The 19235-nt window shown below is 57.8% G+C and carries 16 protein-coding genes; 7 read left to right on the top strand and 9 right to left on the bottom strand.

Translation table 11 applies throughout. The annotated features are described in order from the left end of the window. Window positions 1–7: 7 nt before the first annotated feature. Both bfr and GQR90_RS01385 read right to left on the bottom strand, forming a co-directional pair. On the bottom strand, window positions 8–487 hold the full coding sequence (bfr, locus tag GQR90_RS01390; protein WP_024952879.1) for a bacterioferritin: 480 nt from the start codon (window positions 485–487) through the stop codon (window positions 8–10). Between the two features lie 302 nt (window positions 488–789). Continuing rightward, complete coding sequence (locus GQR90_RS01385) at window positions 790–993, bottom strand: bacterioferritin-associated ferredoxin (RefSeq protein WP_158772579.1); 204 nt, start codon at window positions 991–993, stop codon at window positions 790–792. Between the two features lie 737 nt (window positions 994–1730). Between GQR90_RS01385 and GQR90_RS01380 the strand changes: the two genes are divergently transcribed. Further along, a complete protein-coding gene (locus tag GQR90_RS01380) occupies window positions 1731–2555 on the top strand; it encodes a hypothetical protein (protein ID WP_158772578.1) in 825 nt (274 codons plus the stop codon). A 146-nt stretch (window positions 2556–2701) separates the two neighbouring features. Here the strand turns inward: GQR90_RS01380 and GQR90_RS01375 are convergent, their stop codons facing one another. Genes GQR90_RS01375 through lptF form a run of 3 tightly spaced genes read right to left on the bottom strand, consistent with a single transcriptional unit; the run spans window position 2702 to window position 5338 of the window. Next, the gene (locus tag GQR90_RS01375) at window positions 2702–3169 is read right to left on the bottom strand and encodes an RDD family protein (protein ID WP_158772577.1); all 468 of its coding nucleotides are present in this window, start codon (window positions 3167–3169) and stop codon (window positions 2702–2704) included. Further along, window positions 3162–4244, bottom strand: coding sequence for an LPS export ABC transporter permease LptG (gene lptG, locus GQR90_RS01370; RefSeq protein WP_158772576.1), 1083 nt, complete (start codon window positions 4242–4244; stop codon window positions 3162–3164). Before lptG ends, GQR90_RS01375 begins: the two co-directional genes overlap by 8 nt. Beyond that, window positions 4244–5338, bottom strand: a complete 1095-nt coding sequence (gene lptF, locus GQR90_RS01365; RefSeq protein ID WP_158772575.1) for an LPS export ABC transporter permease LptF — start codon at window positions 5336–5338, stop codon at window positions 4244–4246. The genes lptG and lptF overlap by 1 nt, the downstream gene beginning before the upstream one ends. A gap of 391 nt (window positions 5339–5729) precedes the next feature. Between lptF and GQR90_RS01360 the strand changes: the two genes are divergently transcribed. From GQR90_RS01360 to GQR90_RS01350, 3 genes are all read left to right on the top strand, one after another. Next, window positions 5730–7253, top strand: coding sequence for a leucyl aminopeptidase (locus tag GQR90_RS01360; RefSeq protein ID WP_158772574.1), 1524 nt, complete (start codon window positions 5730–5732; stop codon window positions 7251–7253). A gap of 143 nt (window positions 7254–7396) precedes the next feature. Further along, a complete protein-coding gene (locus GQR90_RS01355) occupies window positions 7397–8491 on the top strand; it encodes a branched-chain amino acid aminotransferase (protein ID WP_158772573.1) in 1095 nt (364 codons plus the stop codon). A 226-nt stretch (window positions 8492–8717) separates the two neighbouring features. Continuing rightward, window positions 8718–9188: a DNA polymerase III subunit chi gene (locus tag GQR90_RS01350; RefSeq protein WP_158772572.1), complete on the top strand. Its 471-nt coding sequence runs from the start codon at window positions 8718–8720 to the stop codon at window positions 9186–9188. Between the two features lie 5 nt (window positions 9189–9193). Here GQR90_RS01350 and GQR90_RS01345 read toward each other — a convergent pair whose 3' ends face one another. After that, window positions 9194–12136 carry a cache domain-containing sensor histidine kinase gene (locus GQR90_RS01345; RefSeq protein WP_158772571.1) on the bottom strand — a complete coding sequence of 981 codons (2943 nt, stop codon included), beginning with the start codon at window positions 12134–12136 and terminating at the stop codon, window positions 9194–9196. Between the two features lie 278 nt (window positions 12137–12414). On the opposite strand from GQR90_RS01345, the gene GQR90_RS01340 reads away from it, so the two are divergent. Further along, window positions 12415–15258, top strand: coding sequence for a valine--tRNA ligase (locus GQR90_RS01340; RefSeq protein WP_158772570.1), 2844 nt, complete (start codon window positions 12415–12417; stop codon window positions 15256–15258). Window positions 15259–15435: 177 nt separating this feature from the next. On the opposite strand, the gene GQR90_RS01335 is transcribed toward GQR90_RS01340, so the two are convergent. Further along, window positions 15436–15960, bottom strand: coding sequence for an META domain-containing protein (locus tag GQR90_RS01335; RefSeq protein ID WP_158772569.1), 525 nt, complete (start codon window positions 15958–15960; stop codon window positions 15436–15438). Here GQR90_RS01335 and GQR90_RS17725 point away from each other — a divergent pair. Both GQR90_RS17725 and GQR90_RS01330 read left to right on the top strand, forming a co-directional pair. Continuing rightward, window positions 15959–16087, top strand: a complete 129-nt coding sequence (locus GQR90_RS17725) for a hypothetical protein (protein WP_267902039.1) — start codon at window positions 15959–15961, stop codon at window positions 16085–16087. The genes GQR90_RS01335 and GQR90_RS17725 overlap by 2 nt on opposite strands. A gap of 301 nt (window positions 16088–16388) precedes the next feature. Then, a complete protein-coding gene (locus GQR90_RS01330; protein ID WP_158772568.1) occupies window positions 16389–17099 on the top strand; it encodes a phosphatase PAP2 family protein in 711 nt (236 codons plus the stop codon). Window positions 17100–17158: 59 nt separating this feature from the next. Here GQR90_RS01330 and GQR90_RS01325 read toward each other — a convergent pair whose 3' ends face one another. Both GQR90_RS01325 and GQR90_RS01320 read right to left on the bottom strand, forming a co-directional pair. After that, complete coding sequence (locus tag GQR90_RS01325; RefSeq protein WP_158772567.1) at window positions 17159–18355, bottom strand: GGDEF domain-containing protein; 1197 nt, start codon at window positions 18353–18355, stop codon at window positions 17159–17161. Between the two features lie 294 nt (window positions 18356–18649). Continuing rightward, window positions 18650–19090, bottom strand: coding sequence for a VOC family protein (locus tag GQR90_RS01320; protein WP_158772566.1), 441 nt, complete (start codon window positions 19088–19090; stop codon window positions 18650–18652). Between the last annotated feature and the right edge of the window lie 145 nt (window positions 19091–19235).

The following is a 19235-nucleotide window of genomic DNA, read 5'->3' as shown; positions in this document are numbered from 1 at the left end:
CACGGAATCAGTCGATCTCGTGGTGAATCTGCTTCTGAAGATAGAGCTCGATACCGACCTTCTCGATCAGGCCCAGCTCAGTTTCCAGATGATCGATATGCTCTTCTTCATCATCGAGAATCTTGCGGAACAGATCACGCGAGGTGTAGTCGCGTACCTGCTCGGCATAAGCGATGGCTTCCTTGAGGTCGCCATGTGCCTGGTGCTCCAGCGCCAGATCGCACTCGAGCATTTCCTTGGTGTTCTCGCCAATACGCAGCTTGCCGAGGTCCTGCAGGTTAGGCAGGCCTTCCAGGAAAAGGATGCGCTCGATCAGGGTGTCAGCGTGACGCATCTCTTCGATGGACTCGTCATATTCCCACTTGGCCAGACGCTTGAGACCCCAGTCCTTGTACATGCGCGCATGTAGGAAGTACTGGTTAATGGCGACCAGTTCATTGGCCAGTATCGTGTTCAGATGTTCATTGATCTTGGGATCACCTTTCATATCGCCATTCCTCTCGAGTCTGTATTGGCTTACCGGCACGAGGCCAGTGTCAGGATGCCGTCAGGGTATTATCAAAAATACCCTGCTTTCATGTCAGGCAAGTATGACCCAATTACATGAATTTTTCGAGACATGGCAACAAGTTAACAACTTTTAGGCGCAAATGGGAAGGATTGGTATCCGCGTTGTCAAGTGAGAATAAAGCGTAGTACGTGCGCGCAAACCAAAATGCCCACGGCCAGGTCAATTGACCTGGCCGTGGGCATTTCAATAAGGACGTCGATAAAAAGCAGAACGATGAATCAGACGGCGTAAGCGAGATCTTCTGACGGCATCATTTCACGCGTCACGGCCTCACGCGTGATGGTCTTGGCCATACAGGCACATTTCCCGCACTGGGTCGCACATCCGGTCTGCTCACGGACTTCGCGAAAGCTACGCGCTCCCTGCTGCACGACTTCGCGGATCTTGTGGTCTGACACACCCTTGCACAGACAGACGTACATGGCTCACCTCATCGCTCCTAGTGAGACAAATGTAAATGATTCGCAGAAAGATGCGCAACACCTGACTGCAAAAAATTCTCATTCCCATGCAAAGTCAGTCACTTACACGCACTGTATTTTCCCTGAGTTCTACCTTTCCTCTTCCATGGCGCTTGATCCACCTTGAAGGACCACACGTCCAACAAGGCACCCTGGCACACGCCATCCACGACAATGGTGTTGCACACGTCAAAAATCCGTTACGTAGCAGAAAGAGGGCGCCGTATGAACAAGTCTGCCGCCAAGCACTGAGTCACGCGGACCATGAGCCATTCCCTCATCTCAAAACGTACGCAGTGATATGCCAGGATACCGTGTAAATCCATGAATCAGGGTTGCGATTTTGGGCAGTATCGCTAATATGTATAACGCTCGATTATGAACAGGGCAGAAAAAAGGCAATAAAACATAATAAATTGCCATGCACTGGCAATTCCGGTTGGCCATCCGACAAGCGCATGTATATGCGTCATATGTCGTTGAGGCAAATGACTGCCACGGCCAGCCAGGCAATCAGGAAAAGCATATGAACAGGACACAACAAGAGATTCCGTCGATGCACACCAGCACCGCCATCCTCACCATCGGCATGCCGATGATGGGCGGAATGATGCTGACGCCGTGACCGGCCTGAATCCATCTGCTGTTTCCGTTTCTGCCAATCCTGGTATCGCCACTCTGCAAGGAGCCTGAACCTGATGTCTTCATTACTCGCTACTGCCGATCATCACGCCACTTCTCATCTGCCATTGAACCTGGATGCCGTTCGGGATGCAGGTATCTGCTTCGGTGATCATCACCGCCTGCCGCTCAACCCGCTACTGCGCAACCTGTATCGTGAAGCGCGCCGCGAAGGGCTGGTGGATGAAAGCTGCAATGCTCGTGAACTGATGAACCATATCGCGTTGCCGCAGGATCATGTGGTCACCCAGGAAATCTCCGACCGTGTGTGGCGCTATAACGTCGGCTACTCCAACACTGGCGCCAGTGCCGACCAGGGCGACCTGAACGGTGCACTTGACGCGCTCAGTGACCGTACTTTGGATGAGCCACTGCCGGGCGCTCTACAACGGCTGACCGAAGCCTGGTTATATCTGCCAGGTGAACTGGAAAGCCCGCGCCAAGCGAGTGCCGACGTACTGTGGTTAGACAAGCAGGGTCGTGCACGCTATCGCCTTGATCAAGTGCGCCACTGGTTCGCAACCCTGCGCGATGAAGCCGTGGTCGTGGATGACTGGCTGTCATGGCGTCTGACCCACCTGCCGCTGACCAGCGCACCCGTGCTGGATACCGTCAGTGCCTTCACTCGCCTGGCACGCCTTGATCACGATGGCCAGCGCCCGATCGGACAGCTGTCCTTCGTGCGGTACCGCGAAGGTGTCCGCTTCGAAGGCATGGGGACTGCCGTCATCGACTTGCCTCGTGAGCTGCCGGAAGCCGCAGCGCAAGAAGACAGCCTGGTAGTGTCACGGGCGAGCGTAGAGCGCATCATCACCCGTCTCGATGGCCTGCTGGGCGTCTAAACTGCTCCGCTGACAGCGGGGTAATCTCCGCCAGCATCAGCAAGCAAACGTCTCGAGACGCAAAAGCCTCGCCAGTCATCGACTGGCGAGGCTTTTTGTTTCTGGCTCAATACCGCTTCAATGTCACGCGACAACGCCTGAACGATTCAGGTGCGCTTGTCGCGCACAGGCACCACCACGATCCGTGTCTCGGAAGCAATGTCCTGCCAGCTGCGTTGCTCGTGATCCAATAGCTGCCATGCGTAGCCCAATCCGCAACACCCCAATGAAAGCCCCGCCACCAGAAAGCGAATCAGGCACTGCGTCAGAGTAGGGGCACAACCCTCTGGCGTCTGTATTCTGAGCCGCCACGCCTGCATGCCCAATGTCGTGCCACTACGACTCCAGCAGTAGGCAAAGAAAGCGAACATGGCGACCAGCAACAGCGAGCGGAACAGCGGTGACTGATTGGCCTCACCGTCGTTGACAGCCACGCCGACGAAGCCAAGCACGATCAGTAGCGCCAGAATGAGGAAGGTATCGTAGACCAGCCCTCCCAACCGGCGCACCAATCCTGCGGGCGCTACGCCGTCCTGCGCGAAGCATCGCCGTCCTGCACGGCCCGAATCAACCACTGCGGCGTATCAATAGCAGGCCGATCACATAACAAGCCAATGTCGGCGCCAGTACAGCCCAGATCGGTGCAAAGCCAAACACTACCGAAGCGGGCGCCAACAGATCCTGCAAATACTTGAACAGCAAGCCCACGACAATGCCATAAAACACCCGCGTACCTGCCGCCACCATGCGCAGTGGGCCAAACACGAAGGAGGCAGCGACCAACACCAGTGCTGCCAGCGTCAATGGCTGCAGAATCTTCTGCCAGAAGTAGAGCAATGGCTGATTGGTAGAAAGCCCCTGCTCCTTCAGGTAACTGGCGTAACGCCACAGGTCAGATATCGACTGCTGTTTGGGCTCGGTGATCACCAGCTTGAGCAAGTCTGGCGTGAGACTCGTGTCCCATTGCCGTGAATCCTCCTGCGCGGTGACGGTGGCTGACGGCTCGCCGTCCTTGCTTTCGAAGGTGGTGGTCTCCACACCTTCCAGCGTCCACTGGTCACCCTCCCATACACCGCGCTTGGCATAGAGCGCCTGACTCAGGTGCTGATCATCGTCAAAGCGATAGCGGGTAACATTGAGCACCACATCGTCACTTCTGATCGAACCAAAGCGATAATAGTTGTTGCCCTCACGCTGCCAGCCCCCTCCCTCGGCATACACGGCACCAGCACCTTGCTGCTTCTCGGCACGCCAGGCATCGGCATGTAGCTCAGTGACCGGCGCAACATACTCGCCAATCGCCATGGTGATCACGATGACTAGTCCTAGCGGCTTCATCACGCCCAGCAAAATACGTGTCAGTGAACGGCCTGCTGCGCGCATGATGGTCAGCTCATTGCTGGACGCCATGCTGCCCAGCCCGATCAGCGCTCCCAGCAATACGCCAACAGGCACGAATTCGTAGAAGCGCGACGGCAGGCGCATCAACAGATAGATAAGCACCTGCAGGGCACCGTAATCACCCTCCACATCTCCCAGATCATTGATGTAGGTGATCATCAGGTCGAGCCCGAGAATCAGTACCTGCACCACCAGCATGGCTACCAGCACATTGCGCGCGATATAACGGTCGAGACGATCAAGCAGCATCAGCGGCCACCTCCGCGGTTGTCGCGCCAGCTCAGCCAGATGCCGAGTGCCAAGTAGACGCCGTGAATGGGCCACAGGCCAATGGAAGCAGGATACTTACCGGAACCCACGGCGTTCTGCGCCGCGATCAGCAAGCTCAAATAGGTAATGTGCACGAAGATGGCGGGCAGCAAGCGCGCAAAGCGGCCCTGACGAGGATTGACGCGCGCGAGCGGCAGACCGATCAGCATCAGGATAGGCACCATCAGTGGCAGTGAGATGCGCCACTGCAACTGCGCCTTGGCTTCAGGCGTGTCCGTGGCCATCAGTTCGGCGGTCGTCGCAAGCTCGATATCCTCCTTCAGGCTCGCGGCGTCCTGCCCTTCGGTGACTCGTACTCCATAACGATCAAAGCCCAATCGCTGAGCGATAGCCTTGCCTGGCTCCACCGCATAGCGCGTGCCATCACCAAGTACCAGATAGCGACTCCCGGTCTCCGGACTGACTTCCTGGAAGGCCCGTTTGGCGCGAATCACTGATTGGCTCGGTTCGCCGTCGGCGGTGCTGGAGGCACCCTTGTCACCACGTTCGGCGATGAAGACATTGTTCAACTCACTATTGTCATCGCTCATGCTCTCGGCATAGACCGTACGATTCCCGATATTCTGAAAGCGCCCTGATCCAAGTACCGAGAAATCGGTCTTCTGTTTCTGCAGCTCCAATATCAACTCATTCTTCAGCGCACCCGCCGGCGTTAGATAGAGGCTACACGCCGCCACCAGTGCCGTGACCAGCAAGGCAGGCAGCAACGTGACACGCAACAGGCGTTCCGGCCCGACGCCACAGGCGACCAGCACGGTGATTTCACTGTTCATGTACAGCTGCCCGAAGGCCAGCAGTACTGCGAGGAAGAACGACAGCGGTAGCAATAGTTCGAAGAAGCCAGGCAGGTGATAGAGCATCAGACTACCGAGAATTGACGCCGGGAAATCCCCCTCCGCCGCATCACTGAAGTAGCGGATGAATCGGCTGCCCATGATGACAAGCATCAGCACCCCGGCCACGGCGGACATGGTGGTGAGAATCTCGCGAGTCAGGTAGCGGAAGATGATCAAATGGAACTCCTGTTTCCCGCCCGTAGCCGAGCGTGTTGACCTGAACGATGATAGCCGGTGAATGAATGGAACGAATCACATAAAGGCATTCTCGCCCTCATGCATGGCAAGCAGCCTTTGCGTACACTGGCATGACGGCACTGGATGGGATCAGGCGTCAGGTGATGCATGTGAACGCATTATCCAGAAAGCATGCGAGCTTGTCGCGGCTCCTCCATTGCAATGGCCTTTCTTGTTGAGCGTAATGGGGCGACTATCGCGAGTGCTTGTCATTGCGCATTTGCGCCCCCATCCAGACACTGACCCTCGGATACCGCAGCCAGTTTGACCTTATCAGCCTGACGGTGTCTTTTACTCTCGTATCTCTCTAATTCGCGCGCGTGGAGTTGTCATGGAATTTCCTGTAATCATTGCCAATCCGGCCAAGCTTGAAACTGCCTGTGTCGTGGTACCTGTTCTCGACGGCGACTTGACCGGCGCCGCTGCACGCCTTGACGATGCCAGCGAGAAACTGATCTCTCAGCTGATCGAGCGCGGCGACTTCAAACCGGAGCTGGGTAACACCCTACTGGTACCTTTCGCACCGGGCCTCGGCGCTCAACGCCTACTGCTGGCTGGCTTTGGCAGCGAAGAAAAGCTCGACGAGAGCCGTTTCAAGCGCGGCCTGGACGCCGCCGTGACTGCACTGCTCAAGCTGCCGATTGAAGACGCTGCCTTTGCCGGTGTCGACGAGCTGAGCATCGAGTTGCGCGACGCTGACTGGAAGGCACGCATGCTTGCCGAAAGCACCCTGCGCAACGCCTATCGCTTCACCGAAATGAAGAGCAAGCCGGGCAAGCCTGTCAGTCTGACTCATATGAGTGTGGTTAGTGCCGACAAGAGCAAGCAGGCTGAACTGGAAGCGGGCTTGCGCATCGGTGCCGCCATCGGCAACGGCGTCAATGAAGCACGTACGCTAGGTGACCTGCCGGGCAACATCTGCACCCCGACCTACCTGGGTGAACGCGCCGAGCAGCTGGGCGCGGCTTCTGAGGGTGCCCTCAAGGTCACCGTGCTGGGCGAGGAAGAACTGGAAGCATTGGGCGCGTTGTCGCTGCTCTCTGTCGGCCGTGGCAGTGAAGAGCCGAGCCGTCTGATCGTGATGGAATATCGCGGCGCAGAAGACGAAAACGAAGCACCACACGTGCTGGTCGGCAAGGGCATCACCTTCGATACCGGCGGTATCTCCCTGAAGCCGGGTGCTGGCATGGACGAGATGAAGTACGACATGGGCGGCGCCGCCAGCGTGTTTGGCACCATGCGTACCGTGCTGGCCCTCAAGCCCAAGCTCAACGTCATCGGTATCGTGGCCAGCGCCGAGAACATGCCAGACGGACGCGCCACCAAGCCTGGCGACATCATCAAGACGCTCAAGGGTCTGACCGTCGAAGTCCTCAACACCGACGCCGAAGGCCGCCTGGTGCTATGTGATGCACTGACCTATGCCGAGCGCTTCGAGCCGGCCAGTGTCGTCGACATCGCCACTCTGACAGGTGCCTGTGTCATTGCACTGGGCAACCACGCCACCGGTTTGATTTCCAACGACGATGATCTGGCGCTTGATCTGCTCGACGCTGGCGAAGAGTCCTGGGACCGCGCATGGCACATGCCGCTGTGGGATGAATATCAGAGCCAGCTGGATTCCAACTTCGCGGATATCGCCAACATTGGCGGGCGCGAGGCCGGCATGATCACCGCGGGCTGCTTCCTGTCCCGCTTCGCGGATACCTTCCCATGGGCGCACCTGGATATCGCCGGTACCGCCTGGATGTCTGGCAAGCAGAAAGGTGCCAGCGGTCGTCCAGTTGGCCTGCTGACCCAGTATCTGCTGGATCGCGAGGCGGAACTCAATACCCCGCAGGAAGAGACTGACTGAGGCTTCGCATGCTCTCGATAGCGTGCTAGCGTTGAGGAACTCGGGCCGGCGCATCGTATGACGCCGCTGGCCCGGACAGCCTATAAAAATGATCGACCCCCAGCGTCTCGCGCCGGGGGTCTCGCTGCTACGGAGACACTCACGTGACCAAAGGCTTCGACGTCCGCACGTCCACACAACCGACGGATGCTGCCGTTCGTGACACCATTCTTGCCAACCCCGGCTTCGGCCGTCACTTCAGTGATCACATGGTACATGTTCGCTGGACCGTCGACGGTGGCTGGCATGGCCATGAAGTACGCCCTTACGGTCCGCTGATGCTTGACCCTGCTGCCTCTGTGCTGCACTACGCTCAGGAAATCTTCGAAGGCATCAAGGCGTACCGCCACGAAGACGGCTCGGTGTGGACCTTCCGCCCCGAGAAGAATGCTACGCGCTTCCGCAACTCCGCACGCCGTCTGGCACTTCCGGAACTAAGCGACGAAGATTTCGTCGGCTCGCTCAAGGCCTTGCTGGCACAAGACAGCAGCTGGGTCCCGACACCGGCCAGCGCCAGCGATGAATGCAGCCTCTATCTGCGTCCATTCATGATCGCCAGCGAAGCCTTCCTTGGCGTGCGCCCATCGCGTGAAGTCGATTACTACGTGATCGCCTCACCGGTCGCAGCCTACTTCAAGGGTGGCATCAAGCCAGTCTCCATCTGGCTGTCTTCGCACTACAACCGCGCTGCTGCTGGCGGTACGGGATTTGCCAAGTGCGGCGGCAACTACGCCGGCTCCTTGGCCGCACAGAGCGAAGCCACGGCCAATGGCTGTGATCAGGTCGTCTTCCTCGATGCAGCAGAGAACAAATGGGTCGAAGAGCTAGGCGGCATGAACCTGTTCTTCGTCTTCAAGGATGGTCGATTGGTCACGCCGCGCCTGACCGGCACCATTCTGGAAGGCGTCACGCGTGACTCCATCCTGACCATGGCGACCGATCTTGGTCTGACGCCGGAAGAGCGTCCGATCAGCATCGACGAATGGCGTGAGGGCATTGCTTCGGGTGAGATCACTGAAGTCTTTGCCTGCGGCACTGCAGCCGTCATCACGCCTGTCGGTGAATTGGCCAGTGAAGAGGGTCGTCTCGATCTGACTGCCAATGCAGGCGATGTTGCCATGCGTCTGCGCAGCCAGCTGCTCGATCTGCAATATGGTCGTGCTGAAGACACCCGCGGCTGGATGACGCGACTGGCGTGATGGTCTGAGCGCATCTCCTGTCGGACAAGATCCAGTACTGTCTTGTACTCGTATCAACACGAAGGCCCGCCTCTCTCGAGGCGGGCCTTCGTGTTTCAGACAACGGCGGCAGCCTCCGCGAATGGCATCCCTTTGAAGCGACCCGCGACATGTTTAGCGTCGAAGGCATGCCGTGAGTGCGGTATCCTGCATGCCTGATCGTGACCTTTCTGCTCGACGGTGCCCCATGACCCAGATCGACTTCTACATCCTGCCTGACACCACGCTGGAAGCCCGGCTGGAATTCGCCTGCCGACTGGCCGAGACCATCCATGCCAAGGGCTTTCGCCTACACGTGCATGTCGAAGACGAAGCCATGGCGCGTCAGTTCGATGAGCACCTGTGGCAATTTCGTCCGGAAAGCTTCGTGCCCCATGCGCTGGAGATTGATTTGGAAGCGGCTGCACGTGATGCTGAGCATGCTGATGACGTACCACGTCCGCCCATCACCATTGGCTGGCAGGAGGCGCCAGCACCAGGCATCGAAGCACTGCTCAACCTGCATCCCGAGATTCCCGAATGGTTCTCACGCTTCGAGCGCGTCGCTGAAATCATCAATCAGCATCAGGATGTACTGGTGACAAAGCGTGAATGCTGGCGTACCTACAAGTCACGCGGTTACGCAGTGCGCTCGCATCAGCTCAAGGGCGTCAGCTGAGCCCCTTAGCTCTGCGGCCGGAAATTCTTCATCAGCCAGTCAAGCCAGCGCTCTATATCGGGAATGGTCGGCGGACTCTCTCCTGTATCGAAGAAGGCTTCTGGCAATCCGGATTGCTCCTCTCCGCTGTCACGCGGCCCCAAACGCACCGCCCATAGTGGCTGATCGCGTGGCATGCGCTGAATTTCTGCAAAGAGCGCTGACACGTTCATGTCAGGGACATGGCCAAATAGTACCAGGCATGGGCTGACGTCCCGCACCAGTCGTAATGCCTTGGCAGCACTACCGGCCGCTATGATCTCCAGATTGTCGATATGGCTGCCAATGACTTCGAGACGCAGCCTATCTTCCGCGCGGGTACTGATCACTAGCCAGCGACACGGTACTGGTAGCACACGATCAGCCGACCAGGCTGTTTGCACGATGCGCTCATGCACGCTGACATCCGCCAGCGGTAGCCACACTCGGAAGCGAGCACCTTCACCCAAGACGCTATCTGCGGTGATATCGCCGTCCATACGGCGTGCCAGCTCACGTGACAGAGCCAGCCCCAGCCCAGTGCCTTCAATCCCTGAATCTTCCCGCCCGAGCCGTGAGAATGGCAGAAACAGCTGGTCGGCCTGGGTCGGATCAAACCCGAAGCCCCCATCAGCCACCTCGACCCACCCCATCTCGCGTCCGTCTTCACTGAGGCCTTGGCCAATGGCAATACGGATCCAGCCACCTGCGCGGTTGTACTTGAAGGCATTTTCCATCAGGTTGCCCATGATTTGATCAAGCCTGCGCCTGTCAGCAATCAACCATGTCGTCGAGGCTTCCAGTGCAAGCGTCAGCGTCAGTCCTGTCTGCATGAGACGAGGCTGATATTGCCCGACGATACGAGGCAGATGCTGGCCTACCGACATCGGCTGACAGTCGAGAGGTAGCTCACCGGCCTCCAGACTCGACATCTGCAACACGTCCTCGATCAATGCTGATAACTGCCCCGTGGCATGGTTCGCCTCATCCACATAGCGGCGCTGCTCACGCGTCAGCGCTGACTCTTCAGACAGCAGCTCAGTAAAGCCCATGATGGCATTGAGGGGTGTGCGGATTTCATGACTGAAGCTTGAGAAGAAGCGCGATTTGGACTGGCTAGCCTCGGTAGCACTATCGCGGGCATCTTCCAATAATTGCAGCGACTGCTTGTGGCGCTGGATATCCAGTGCCAGCCCGGTGCCGCGCAAGGGGCGTCCATCACGATCACGGCGCGTTATCTGCCCGCGTATCTGCACCCATACCCAATGGCCTTGCGCATGTCGGAAACGCACATCTCGTGCTTCAGCCCAACTCTCGCCATGCATGACTCGCCAGCGGGCTTCCAACATGCCGACCAGATCTTCCGGATGCATCATGGCGTCCATATCGGCCAGATGCATCCTCGTACGCATCGGCAGTCCCAGCATCAGAAAGAAGTTCTCGTGGAAATAGAGGTCATCGTGCTCGAAATCATAGCGCCAGGTTGCATCACCAGACGCAGCCATGACCATTTCGACATGACGCGCCCCCTCCGCACGCTCTAGTTCAACCTGATCGCGCCGCAGCGCTGCTTCTCGCAATGCTTCGCCAGCCTGGTCCAGCTCTTGTAGCAGAAAACGCTCGCGAACCACCGGCTGGCCTCGGCCAATCCTGATCGCCATATCACTGAGCCGTGCCAGTGATTCTGACAATGTGGCGGCCATCGCCTCAGCTCGCCAACGCATCATCACGAGTAACGCGAAAAAGAAGACGATCAAACCCACCAGCATCACGTAGCCCAACTGATTGAAGCGTACGTTCCAAATCTCGATGCCGCTGTCGACCTGCTGTGGGTCCACCACCGCCAGTAGCCGCCAGTCAGTTCCTTCCACCGACCACCACCCCACCAGACGCTCGCCCGACAGCAGTGCCATGCGGCGCACACCCTGCGGCTGATCGGAGATACTGCGCAACAGACGCGCCATCTGAGGAGAGCGGACCTGATCGTGCGCAGTGTCGAGAAAGCGATCACGTGGCAGCGGCATGGGCGCTACTCGAGGCACGGCATAAGTCCCGAAATCCGGCGCTCCGCTCCGCGGCATGGCCAGCACGCTATCGCCACTCACCAGCACCAGATAGCCCCCCCAGGGGAGAGCAGCGCTCTCGAGGCGCTCTACCAGCACATCCAGCGTGACATCAATACCGACAACGCCTTCCAGAAAATCGCCGCGATGCACGGGCATCAGCGTCGACACCAGCCAATCACCGCCGACGGGATCCTGATAGGCCGGTGTCACCACCGCGTCACGCGTGGGATTGTTGCGGTCATCTGCGAGGTAGTAGAAGCCATAACTGGTGAGATCGACCCCGGGCGTGAAGTTCTTGTAGGTATCGCTCCACGGCTCTACCCGAAAGTAGCCTTCATAGCTGGAAAACCAGATCTGGCGAAGATCGGAGCGCGACGCGAGCATGTCGTTCATCAAGGAGTCCATCGTCGCTAGACGCACTACCTTGTCGAGGTCCTGCAAATAGCCCGGGACCAGCGATGAATAATAGGAGCCTGCACCACCATCGCTGTTCAAGGCATAGAAAGTGCCATTCTTGTCCCGTTGATGCCGATTCAATTCACGCTCACGCTGGGTGCCATCAACGGGGGCATCCAGGTGCCGCAAGGTCGCCCGTGCCAACTGACGTACTTCCGTACGCCAATCGTTGACGAGCAGGCTGACGTGCTCTGCCTCATAGTGAGTCAACTGCGCCATCTGAGTATTGACCAGCTCGCTACGCGTCGCCTCCTGCTGCCCGGATACCAGCCAGTGCAGCACCAGATAGCAGCCCAGCAGCGCCACTTCCAGCACCAGCAGTGGTACTAGTGCGTGACGCAACAGTTCATTCCACACCCAGCGACGGGTCGGACGAGGCGATGCATCCGATGTAGATGGCTTGAACATTGCAACTCCACGACAAAAGCGAACGAAACTGACAAATGGCAACACATCACCGGTGCATTGGTCTCTGGAAAACGACAGGATACGGCATCGCTGCGTGGATATTGTCTACTTTATCTGTGGCGAGCCATGCAAGACGCGCAGCAAGATGACGATGCTTCCCGCATCACGAATGACGCCCGACACCAGCAGCGCTATAATCGAGCCCATTTTCTGCCTGCGCTGCCCCGCTCATTGAGCCGGCGCGGGACGTCCCGCCCAACCGGATCATTTGCAGACCCATGGACAAGACCTACCAACCGAACGCCATCGAGACGCGCTGGTACGAGCGCTGGGAATCCGAGAATCGCTTTGCGCCGTCAGGCCAGGGCGAGAGCTTCTCATTGGTCATCCCGCCGCCCAATGTCACTGGCTCCCTTCACATGGGCCACGCCTTCCAGGATTCCATCATGGACACCCTGGTACGCTGGCGTCGCATGCAGGGGCGCAACACCTTGTGGCAGGTAGGCACCGACCACGCGGGTATCGCGACCCAGATGCTGGTGGAGCGCAAGGTCGCCGCCGAAGAAGGCAAGACCCGTCATGACCTGGGTCGTGAAGCCTTCACCGACAAGATCTGGGAATGGAAGGAAGAATCCGGCGGCAATATCACCCGCCAGCTGCGTCGCATGGGCACCAGCATCGACTGGACCCGCGAGCGCTTCACGATGGATGACGGCTTCTACAAGGCCGTTCAGGAAGTCTTCGTGCGCCTGCACAAGGAAGACCTGATCTATCGTGGCAAGCGACTGGTCAACTGGGACCCGACCTTGCACACCGCGATTTCCGACCTCGAAGTCGAGAACCGCGATCAGCAAGGCAGCTTCTGGCACTTCCGTTATCCGCTGGCCGATGGCGTCAAGACTGACGATGGCAAGGACTATGTGGTCGTCGCCACCACGCGTCCGGAAACCCTGCTGGGTGATACCGGTGTCGCCGTCAACCCGAAGGACGAGCGCTACGCGAGTCTGGTCGGCAAGTTCATCGATCTGCCACTGGTCGGTCGTCGTATCCCCATCGTTGCCGATGAACACGCCGACATCGAAAAGGGCTCCGGTTGCGTCAAGATCACGCCGGCGCACGACTTCAATGACTATGAAGTCGGCAAGCGTCAGGGCCATCTGCTGATCAACGTGATGAGCCAGGATGCCACCATCCTCGAGCGCGCCGAGATCTTCGATCTGCAGGGTCGCCCGCAGCCGGACGAAGATGCCACCTTACCGGCAGCCTATGCTGGAATGGATCGTTTCGTCGCTCGCGAGAAGCTGGTCGCCGACATGGACGCGCTGGGCCTGCTGGTGCAGGTCGAGGCCGTCAACAACACTCTGCCTCACGGCGATCGCTCCGGCGACATCATCGAACCGCTGCTGACTGACCAGTGGTTCGTGGCCGTCGAGGAGCTGGCGCGTCCGGCCATTGAAGCCGTCGAGAATGGCGACATCGAGTTCGTACCGAAGAACTACGAGAACATGTACTTCGCCTGGATGCGTGACCTCCAGGATTGGTGTATCTCGCGTCAACTGTGGTGGGGCCACCGTATTCCAGCGTGGTACGACAACGACGGCAACGTCTACGTCGGCCGCAACGAAGAAGAAGTGCGCGCAGAGAACGGCCTGGGTGCCGAGATCGCGCTGCGTCAGGACGAGGACGTGCTCGACACCTGGTTCAGCTCCGCACTGTGGACCTTTGGCACACTTGGCTGGCCGGAAGATACCGAAGAGCTCAAGACCTTCCACTCCACCGACGTGCTGGTCACCGGCTTCGATATCATCTTCTTCTGGGTCGCGCGGATGATCATGTTCACCCTCAAATTCACGGGTGAAGTGCCATTCCGCAAGGTCTATGTGCATGGACTGGTGCGCGATAGCCAAGGCCAGAAGATGTCCAAGTCCAAGGGCAATGTACTCGACCCCATCGATCTGATCGACGGTATCGATCTTGATGCGCTGGTCGAGAAGCGCGCGGGCAACATGATGCAGCCCAAGCTGGCCAAGGCCATCACCAAGGCGACGCGCAACGAGTTCCCGGAAGGTATCGAGCCGCACGGCACCGATGCACTGCGTTATACCCTGCTATCACTGGCGTCAACCGGTCGCGACGTCAAGTTCGACATGGGTCGCCTCGATGGCTACCGCAACTTCTGTAACAAGTTGTGGAACGCCGCGCGCTACGTGCTGATGAATGCCGAAGACCAGGATTGCGGTATCAACGGTGAGGCCGTCGAGCTGTCACTGGCCGATCGCTGGATCATCGCGCGCCTGCAGCAGACCGAGCAGCAAGTCACGCGCGCACTGGAAGAATTCCGCTTCGACCACGCCTCCCAGGCGCTTTACGAGTTCATCTGGAACGAGTACTGCGACTGGTATCTGGAACTGTCCAAACCGGTGCTGTGGGACGAAAATGCCAGTGTCGAGGCCAAGCGCGGTACGCGCCGCACGCTGGTGCGCGCGCTGGAGACCATCCTGCGTTTGATTCACCCGATGATGCCGTTCATCTCCGAAGAGATCTGGCAGCGGATCGCGCCCTACGCCGGCAAGCCGGTCGAAGGCGAAAGCATCATGAGTCAGCCGTGGCCACAGGCCGAAGCAGACCGTATTGATGAGCAGGCCATTCTCGATATCGAATGGCTCAAGGGCATCATCATTGCGGTACGCAACATTCGCAGCGAACTGAATCTGTCGCCGGGCAAGCCGCTGGATGTCTTCCTGCAGCATGGTGCTACTGGCGACGATCAGCGACTGGAAGCCAATCGTCGATTCCTCTCCAAGCTGGCCCGTCTGGAAAGCATTACCTTCCTCGCTGCTGGCGATGAAGCGCCAATGTCTGCCATCCAGCGCGTCGGTGAGCTGGAAGTACTGGTACCGATGGCCGGCTTGATCGACAAGGATGCCGAGCTCAAGCGTCTCGACAAGGAGCACGAGAAGCAGCTCAAGGTCATCACTGGTCTGGAGAACAAGCTCGGCAACGAGAAATTCGTCGGGCGTGCACCGGCCGATGTGGTCGAGAAAGAGCGTGCCAAGCTGGCCGATGCACAGGCTGAGCTGGCCCTGCTGGAAAGCCAGTGCGTCAAGATCGAAGCGCTCTAGGGCTAAGTGCTTTAGCGTCAGGTGCTAGCGCTGAAGAGCACTCGATCCAAAGTGCTCTGCCAAGAGTGCTCAGTTGATTAAAAGCGCTCAGCAGTAACAGAAAGCCCCCGCACCGTAAGGTGCGGGGGCTTTCTGGTCTGGCGCGAACTTCAACAGGCGCAAACTCGGCGTATTCGCTTACTCAACTACCGCTTCAACCGGGATGAAAGACGCCAGCCGCTGGCCAGCGGCGTCCATGACCTGCAAACGAGCGCCATCACCACTGCCAGTCACTTGATAGCTGGCCGCCTCTTCCAGCATACGATTGAAGGCATTGGATTGTTCAGGATTGCGACACATCTTCATGGTGGAGGCCAGCGGACCGATATCCAGCGTCTGCTGTGACTCATCCAACGTCACCGGCCCCAGCAAGCGGTTACAGCCATTACTGCCGACCAATCGCAGACGATCATCCTCTTCCTCGGTCACCTGCTCCTGACTCGGTGCTTGCAGCAGAAAGTTCGGCGCTTCCTCGTCTGAGGATGTCGCAGAGAATGTCCACTGCGTGCCCACCAGAGCAGGGACTTGAGACGATGTAAGCCCACTACGATTGTCACTTTCCGTGGACATGGCAGCGCAGCCTCCCAACAACAATGTGCCAAGCAACAGAGACATGCTGATCACTAGAGGCATGGGCAATAGATGACGAGCCGGGACAGTCATGAACAAATTCCTCGTGGATCTTGGCAAGCAGGTACTGGAGCAGGTACTGGAGCAGGTACTGGAGCAGGTACTGGAGCAGGTACTGGAGCAGGTACTGGAGCAGGTGCCGGAGTCGACAAGCAAGTAATGAGACAGGTAAGGATGCCGTCGCAACGACAATAATAATGCGCAGTACGCCCCCTCACTGCAAGCATCGCAATGAACTCCACCTGCTGACCGCTTCCGCCAGTATCCGAAAGTAACGTGATGCATCCGCAAGTCGCTTCGGGCGCGCCAGATGCAACTTCCTGTCACACGCAACGCGATGTAAAACAGTGTTTCTTAAGGGAGTCTTAAATTAGACTCCCCTCTATCCATGAGGGCCATTCGCGCTATCGCCTGCGCACCCTCATCTTGTCGCGCACATTCACTTTCAAGGAGATGATGACATGCACCTTCGACGCCCGCTTGTCTTGAATGCCATCGGCCTCGTGTTACTGGCCTGCTGGTGGATACCGGCACTGGACTTCTGGGCTGTACTGGACAGTGATGTCTTCTGGGGCTTCAACCTGCTGATTTCTCCCCTCAACCCGCACTGGGACACGCTGCTGGGACTGCTCAACACACGCACCTTTGATGCCTTTGCCTTTTTGATGATGGGCGTACTCTTCGTCTGGGCAATGCTGTCCGATGAGCGTCCGCACCGCTATCGTCACTGGCTGAGTATTGGCATCACCATGCTACTGACTGCGGGTCTGATATCGCTGTTCGTCCTGCGCGTCATCAGTTACGAACATGCCAGCCCAACACGGATGTTCGCCCATGCACAGCACCTCTCTGAACTGGTCTCGTTCAAGACCAAGGACTCGGCATCCAACAGTTTCCCGGGTGATCACGGATTGATGCTGATGGTGTTTGCAGGTTACATGCTCGCCTTCGCGCCACGTCACATCGCACTGTGGAGCCTGATATTCGTGGTGATATTGAGCGCACCACGCATCATGGTAGGGGCGCATTGGTTCAGCGATGTGTATCTCGGTTCGCTCAGCATTGCACTGACCGCACTGCCCTGGGTGCTCTGCACGCCGCTGGCACACGCGGCAACTAGCCATATAGAACATAGTCTTGAAAGACTCGATCGCCGCCGCACGTTAGCCTGAGTCTTGATCTGATCCGTAGCCGGGAACAAGCTGGAGCCGCCTATGCCTCGCTCAACACCTCAACCTCTGACAGGGTCGTCAGGAAATGTTCCCTGTGGGTGATGACGATTCCCCGCCACCTCGAGATTGGCCTGTGGCGTGATTCCTGGGCTTTTTTCACTCCCCGCCTCCGCTGAACGAAAATCATCTCGAGGAGAACCCTCTTCACGTTCTCCTCCCGATACGACACGATCACGCCCAGTCCGCTTGGCATGATAGAGACGCCGATCAGCCAGTAGCAGCAAGTCATCAAGACTATCGCTCTCATGACTGACGGAGACACCTATCGACACCGTCATCGGGATGGGGCGTCCTGCAGATATCGGCGGGGAACTGGCCAGCAGTGAGCGTATACGACCAGCAATAGACACCGCCTCTGCACGCCCGCTACGGGGCAACATCACCAGAAACTCTTCGCCACCAACACGTCCCACGCAATCTCCCTGACGTAACGTGGCGTTCAAAAGCCGGCCCAGATGCCGCAACACCTCATCGCCGACCGCATGGCCATGATGGTCATTGACCAGCTTGAAGTGATCGGCATCCAGCATTAGCACCGAGCAAGGGACTTCATCTCGCCACCAACGCTCGGCCTGACGGAGTATCTGTCGCCGATTGAGCAGCCCCGTCAACTCATCACGACTGGCATCCTTGCGGTACTGACGTTCGAAATGCTCGGTGAGTGCCAGCATCCGCCATAAAAAAGTCACCATCAGCAGGAAGACAACGAAGAGATTGGTCGACTGCATCAGCCAGACGGCGATATAACCATCACTCGCATGCAGCGGGGAGACCCAGAGGGCTGATACTGCCGCGCTGAACAACACCAGTGTCGCCAGCACACGTACCTTGCCAGGTAGCGGCGCAAGATGGATGCCGGCCATCACGATGAAGAAATAATATTCATAGCCTGCTGAGTGACCGAAGCAATAGACCGACAACCATGTCATCAGCGTCAGGGCACTCAGCATCAATGACAGCGCAAGCGTCAGTTGATGATAGCGATGCAACATGATGCCCATCACCGCCAGCAGCATCATGATGCCACTGGCGAACGCAAGACGAGGTTCCTTGAGGAGGCTGAAAAAGGGCAACCACATGACAAATAGCCCGAAAAGCATCAGATAAACCCATAGATAGCCGTGATAAAAACGACGATGCTCTACCGCGAGCAAGCGTGGTTCATGGCGTAACCAGGTACGAATGACACTCAGCATCAGGCAATCCTTGCCAGCAGGACACTCTCCACGCAGATCGCTATCTACGCGGCACAGCGAAAGTATGGTGTGCCGCGTCAGCGAAGCAACCATGACGATTTTTTGTACACGGCTGGCCGACTATTACGCTTGCACTCCATTACGACCGAGCATGAGTAGTCAGGTCACCATGCACCGGGGCTTACTATTCTTCCTACATCATAAGCGCTCACCGAGGATGTACCAGCAGACCTCGTATAAACGCTCTCCCTTTATGCGACGCTCATGAACACGTCAATATTCACTAAAATTCAATTACCAACTGCCAATGTTATTCATGGAAGTCCATGGTTCCTGCGGCTCAAGCGCATCCCCCTGCTGCAGTAGCTCCAACGAGATACCATCGGGGCTTTTGACAAACGCCATGTGACCATCGCGTGGCGGACGATTGATCGTCACGCCGTTATCCATCAGGAACTGGCAAGTCGCGTAGAGATTCTCGACGCGATAGGCGAGATGGCCAAAATTGCGTCCGCCACTGTATTCCTCAGGGTCCCAGTTATGGGTGAGTTCCAGCAGTGGTGCCTGCATGTCACGCGCACGCTCGACATCTTGCGGAGCAGCCAGGAAAATCAGTGTGAAGCGACCCTGCTCTGAATCCTTGCGCGAGATTTCTTCGAAACCCAGCAGATCACAGAAGAAATGCAGTGAGGCATCGAGATCAGTGATACGCAGCATGGTGTGCAGATATTGCATGAATGACTCTCTTTGGCTGTGGTGTCAGGTATCAGTGTCAGTCACGGCCAAAGCCAGCGACATGATCACTCGGCGCTGGCGGGCGGTATTCCATGACGGTATTCCAAGCACATTCTAGGCGTACAAAAGCCGTGCTGCGAGTCGC

The sequence above is a fragment of the Cobetia sp. L2A1 genome (assembly GCF_009796845.1).
GTDB lineage: Bacteria > Pseudomonadota > Gammaproteobacteria > Pseudomonadales > Halomonadaceae > Cobetia.
This window is presented reverse-complemented; position numbering and strand designations above follow the sequence as displayed.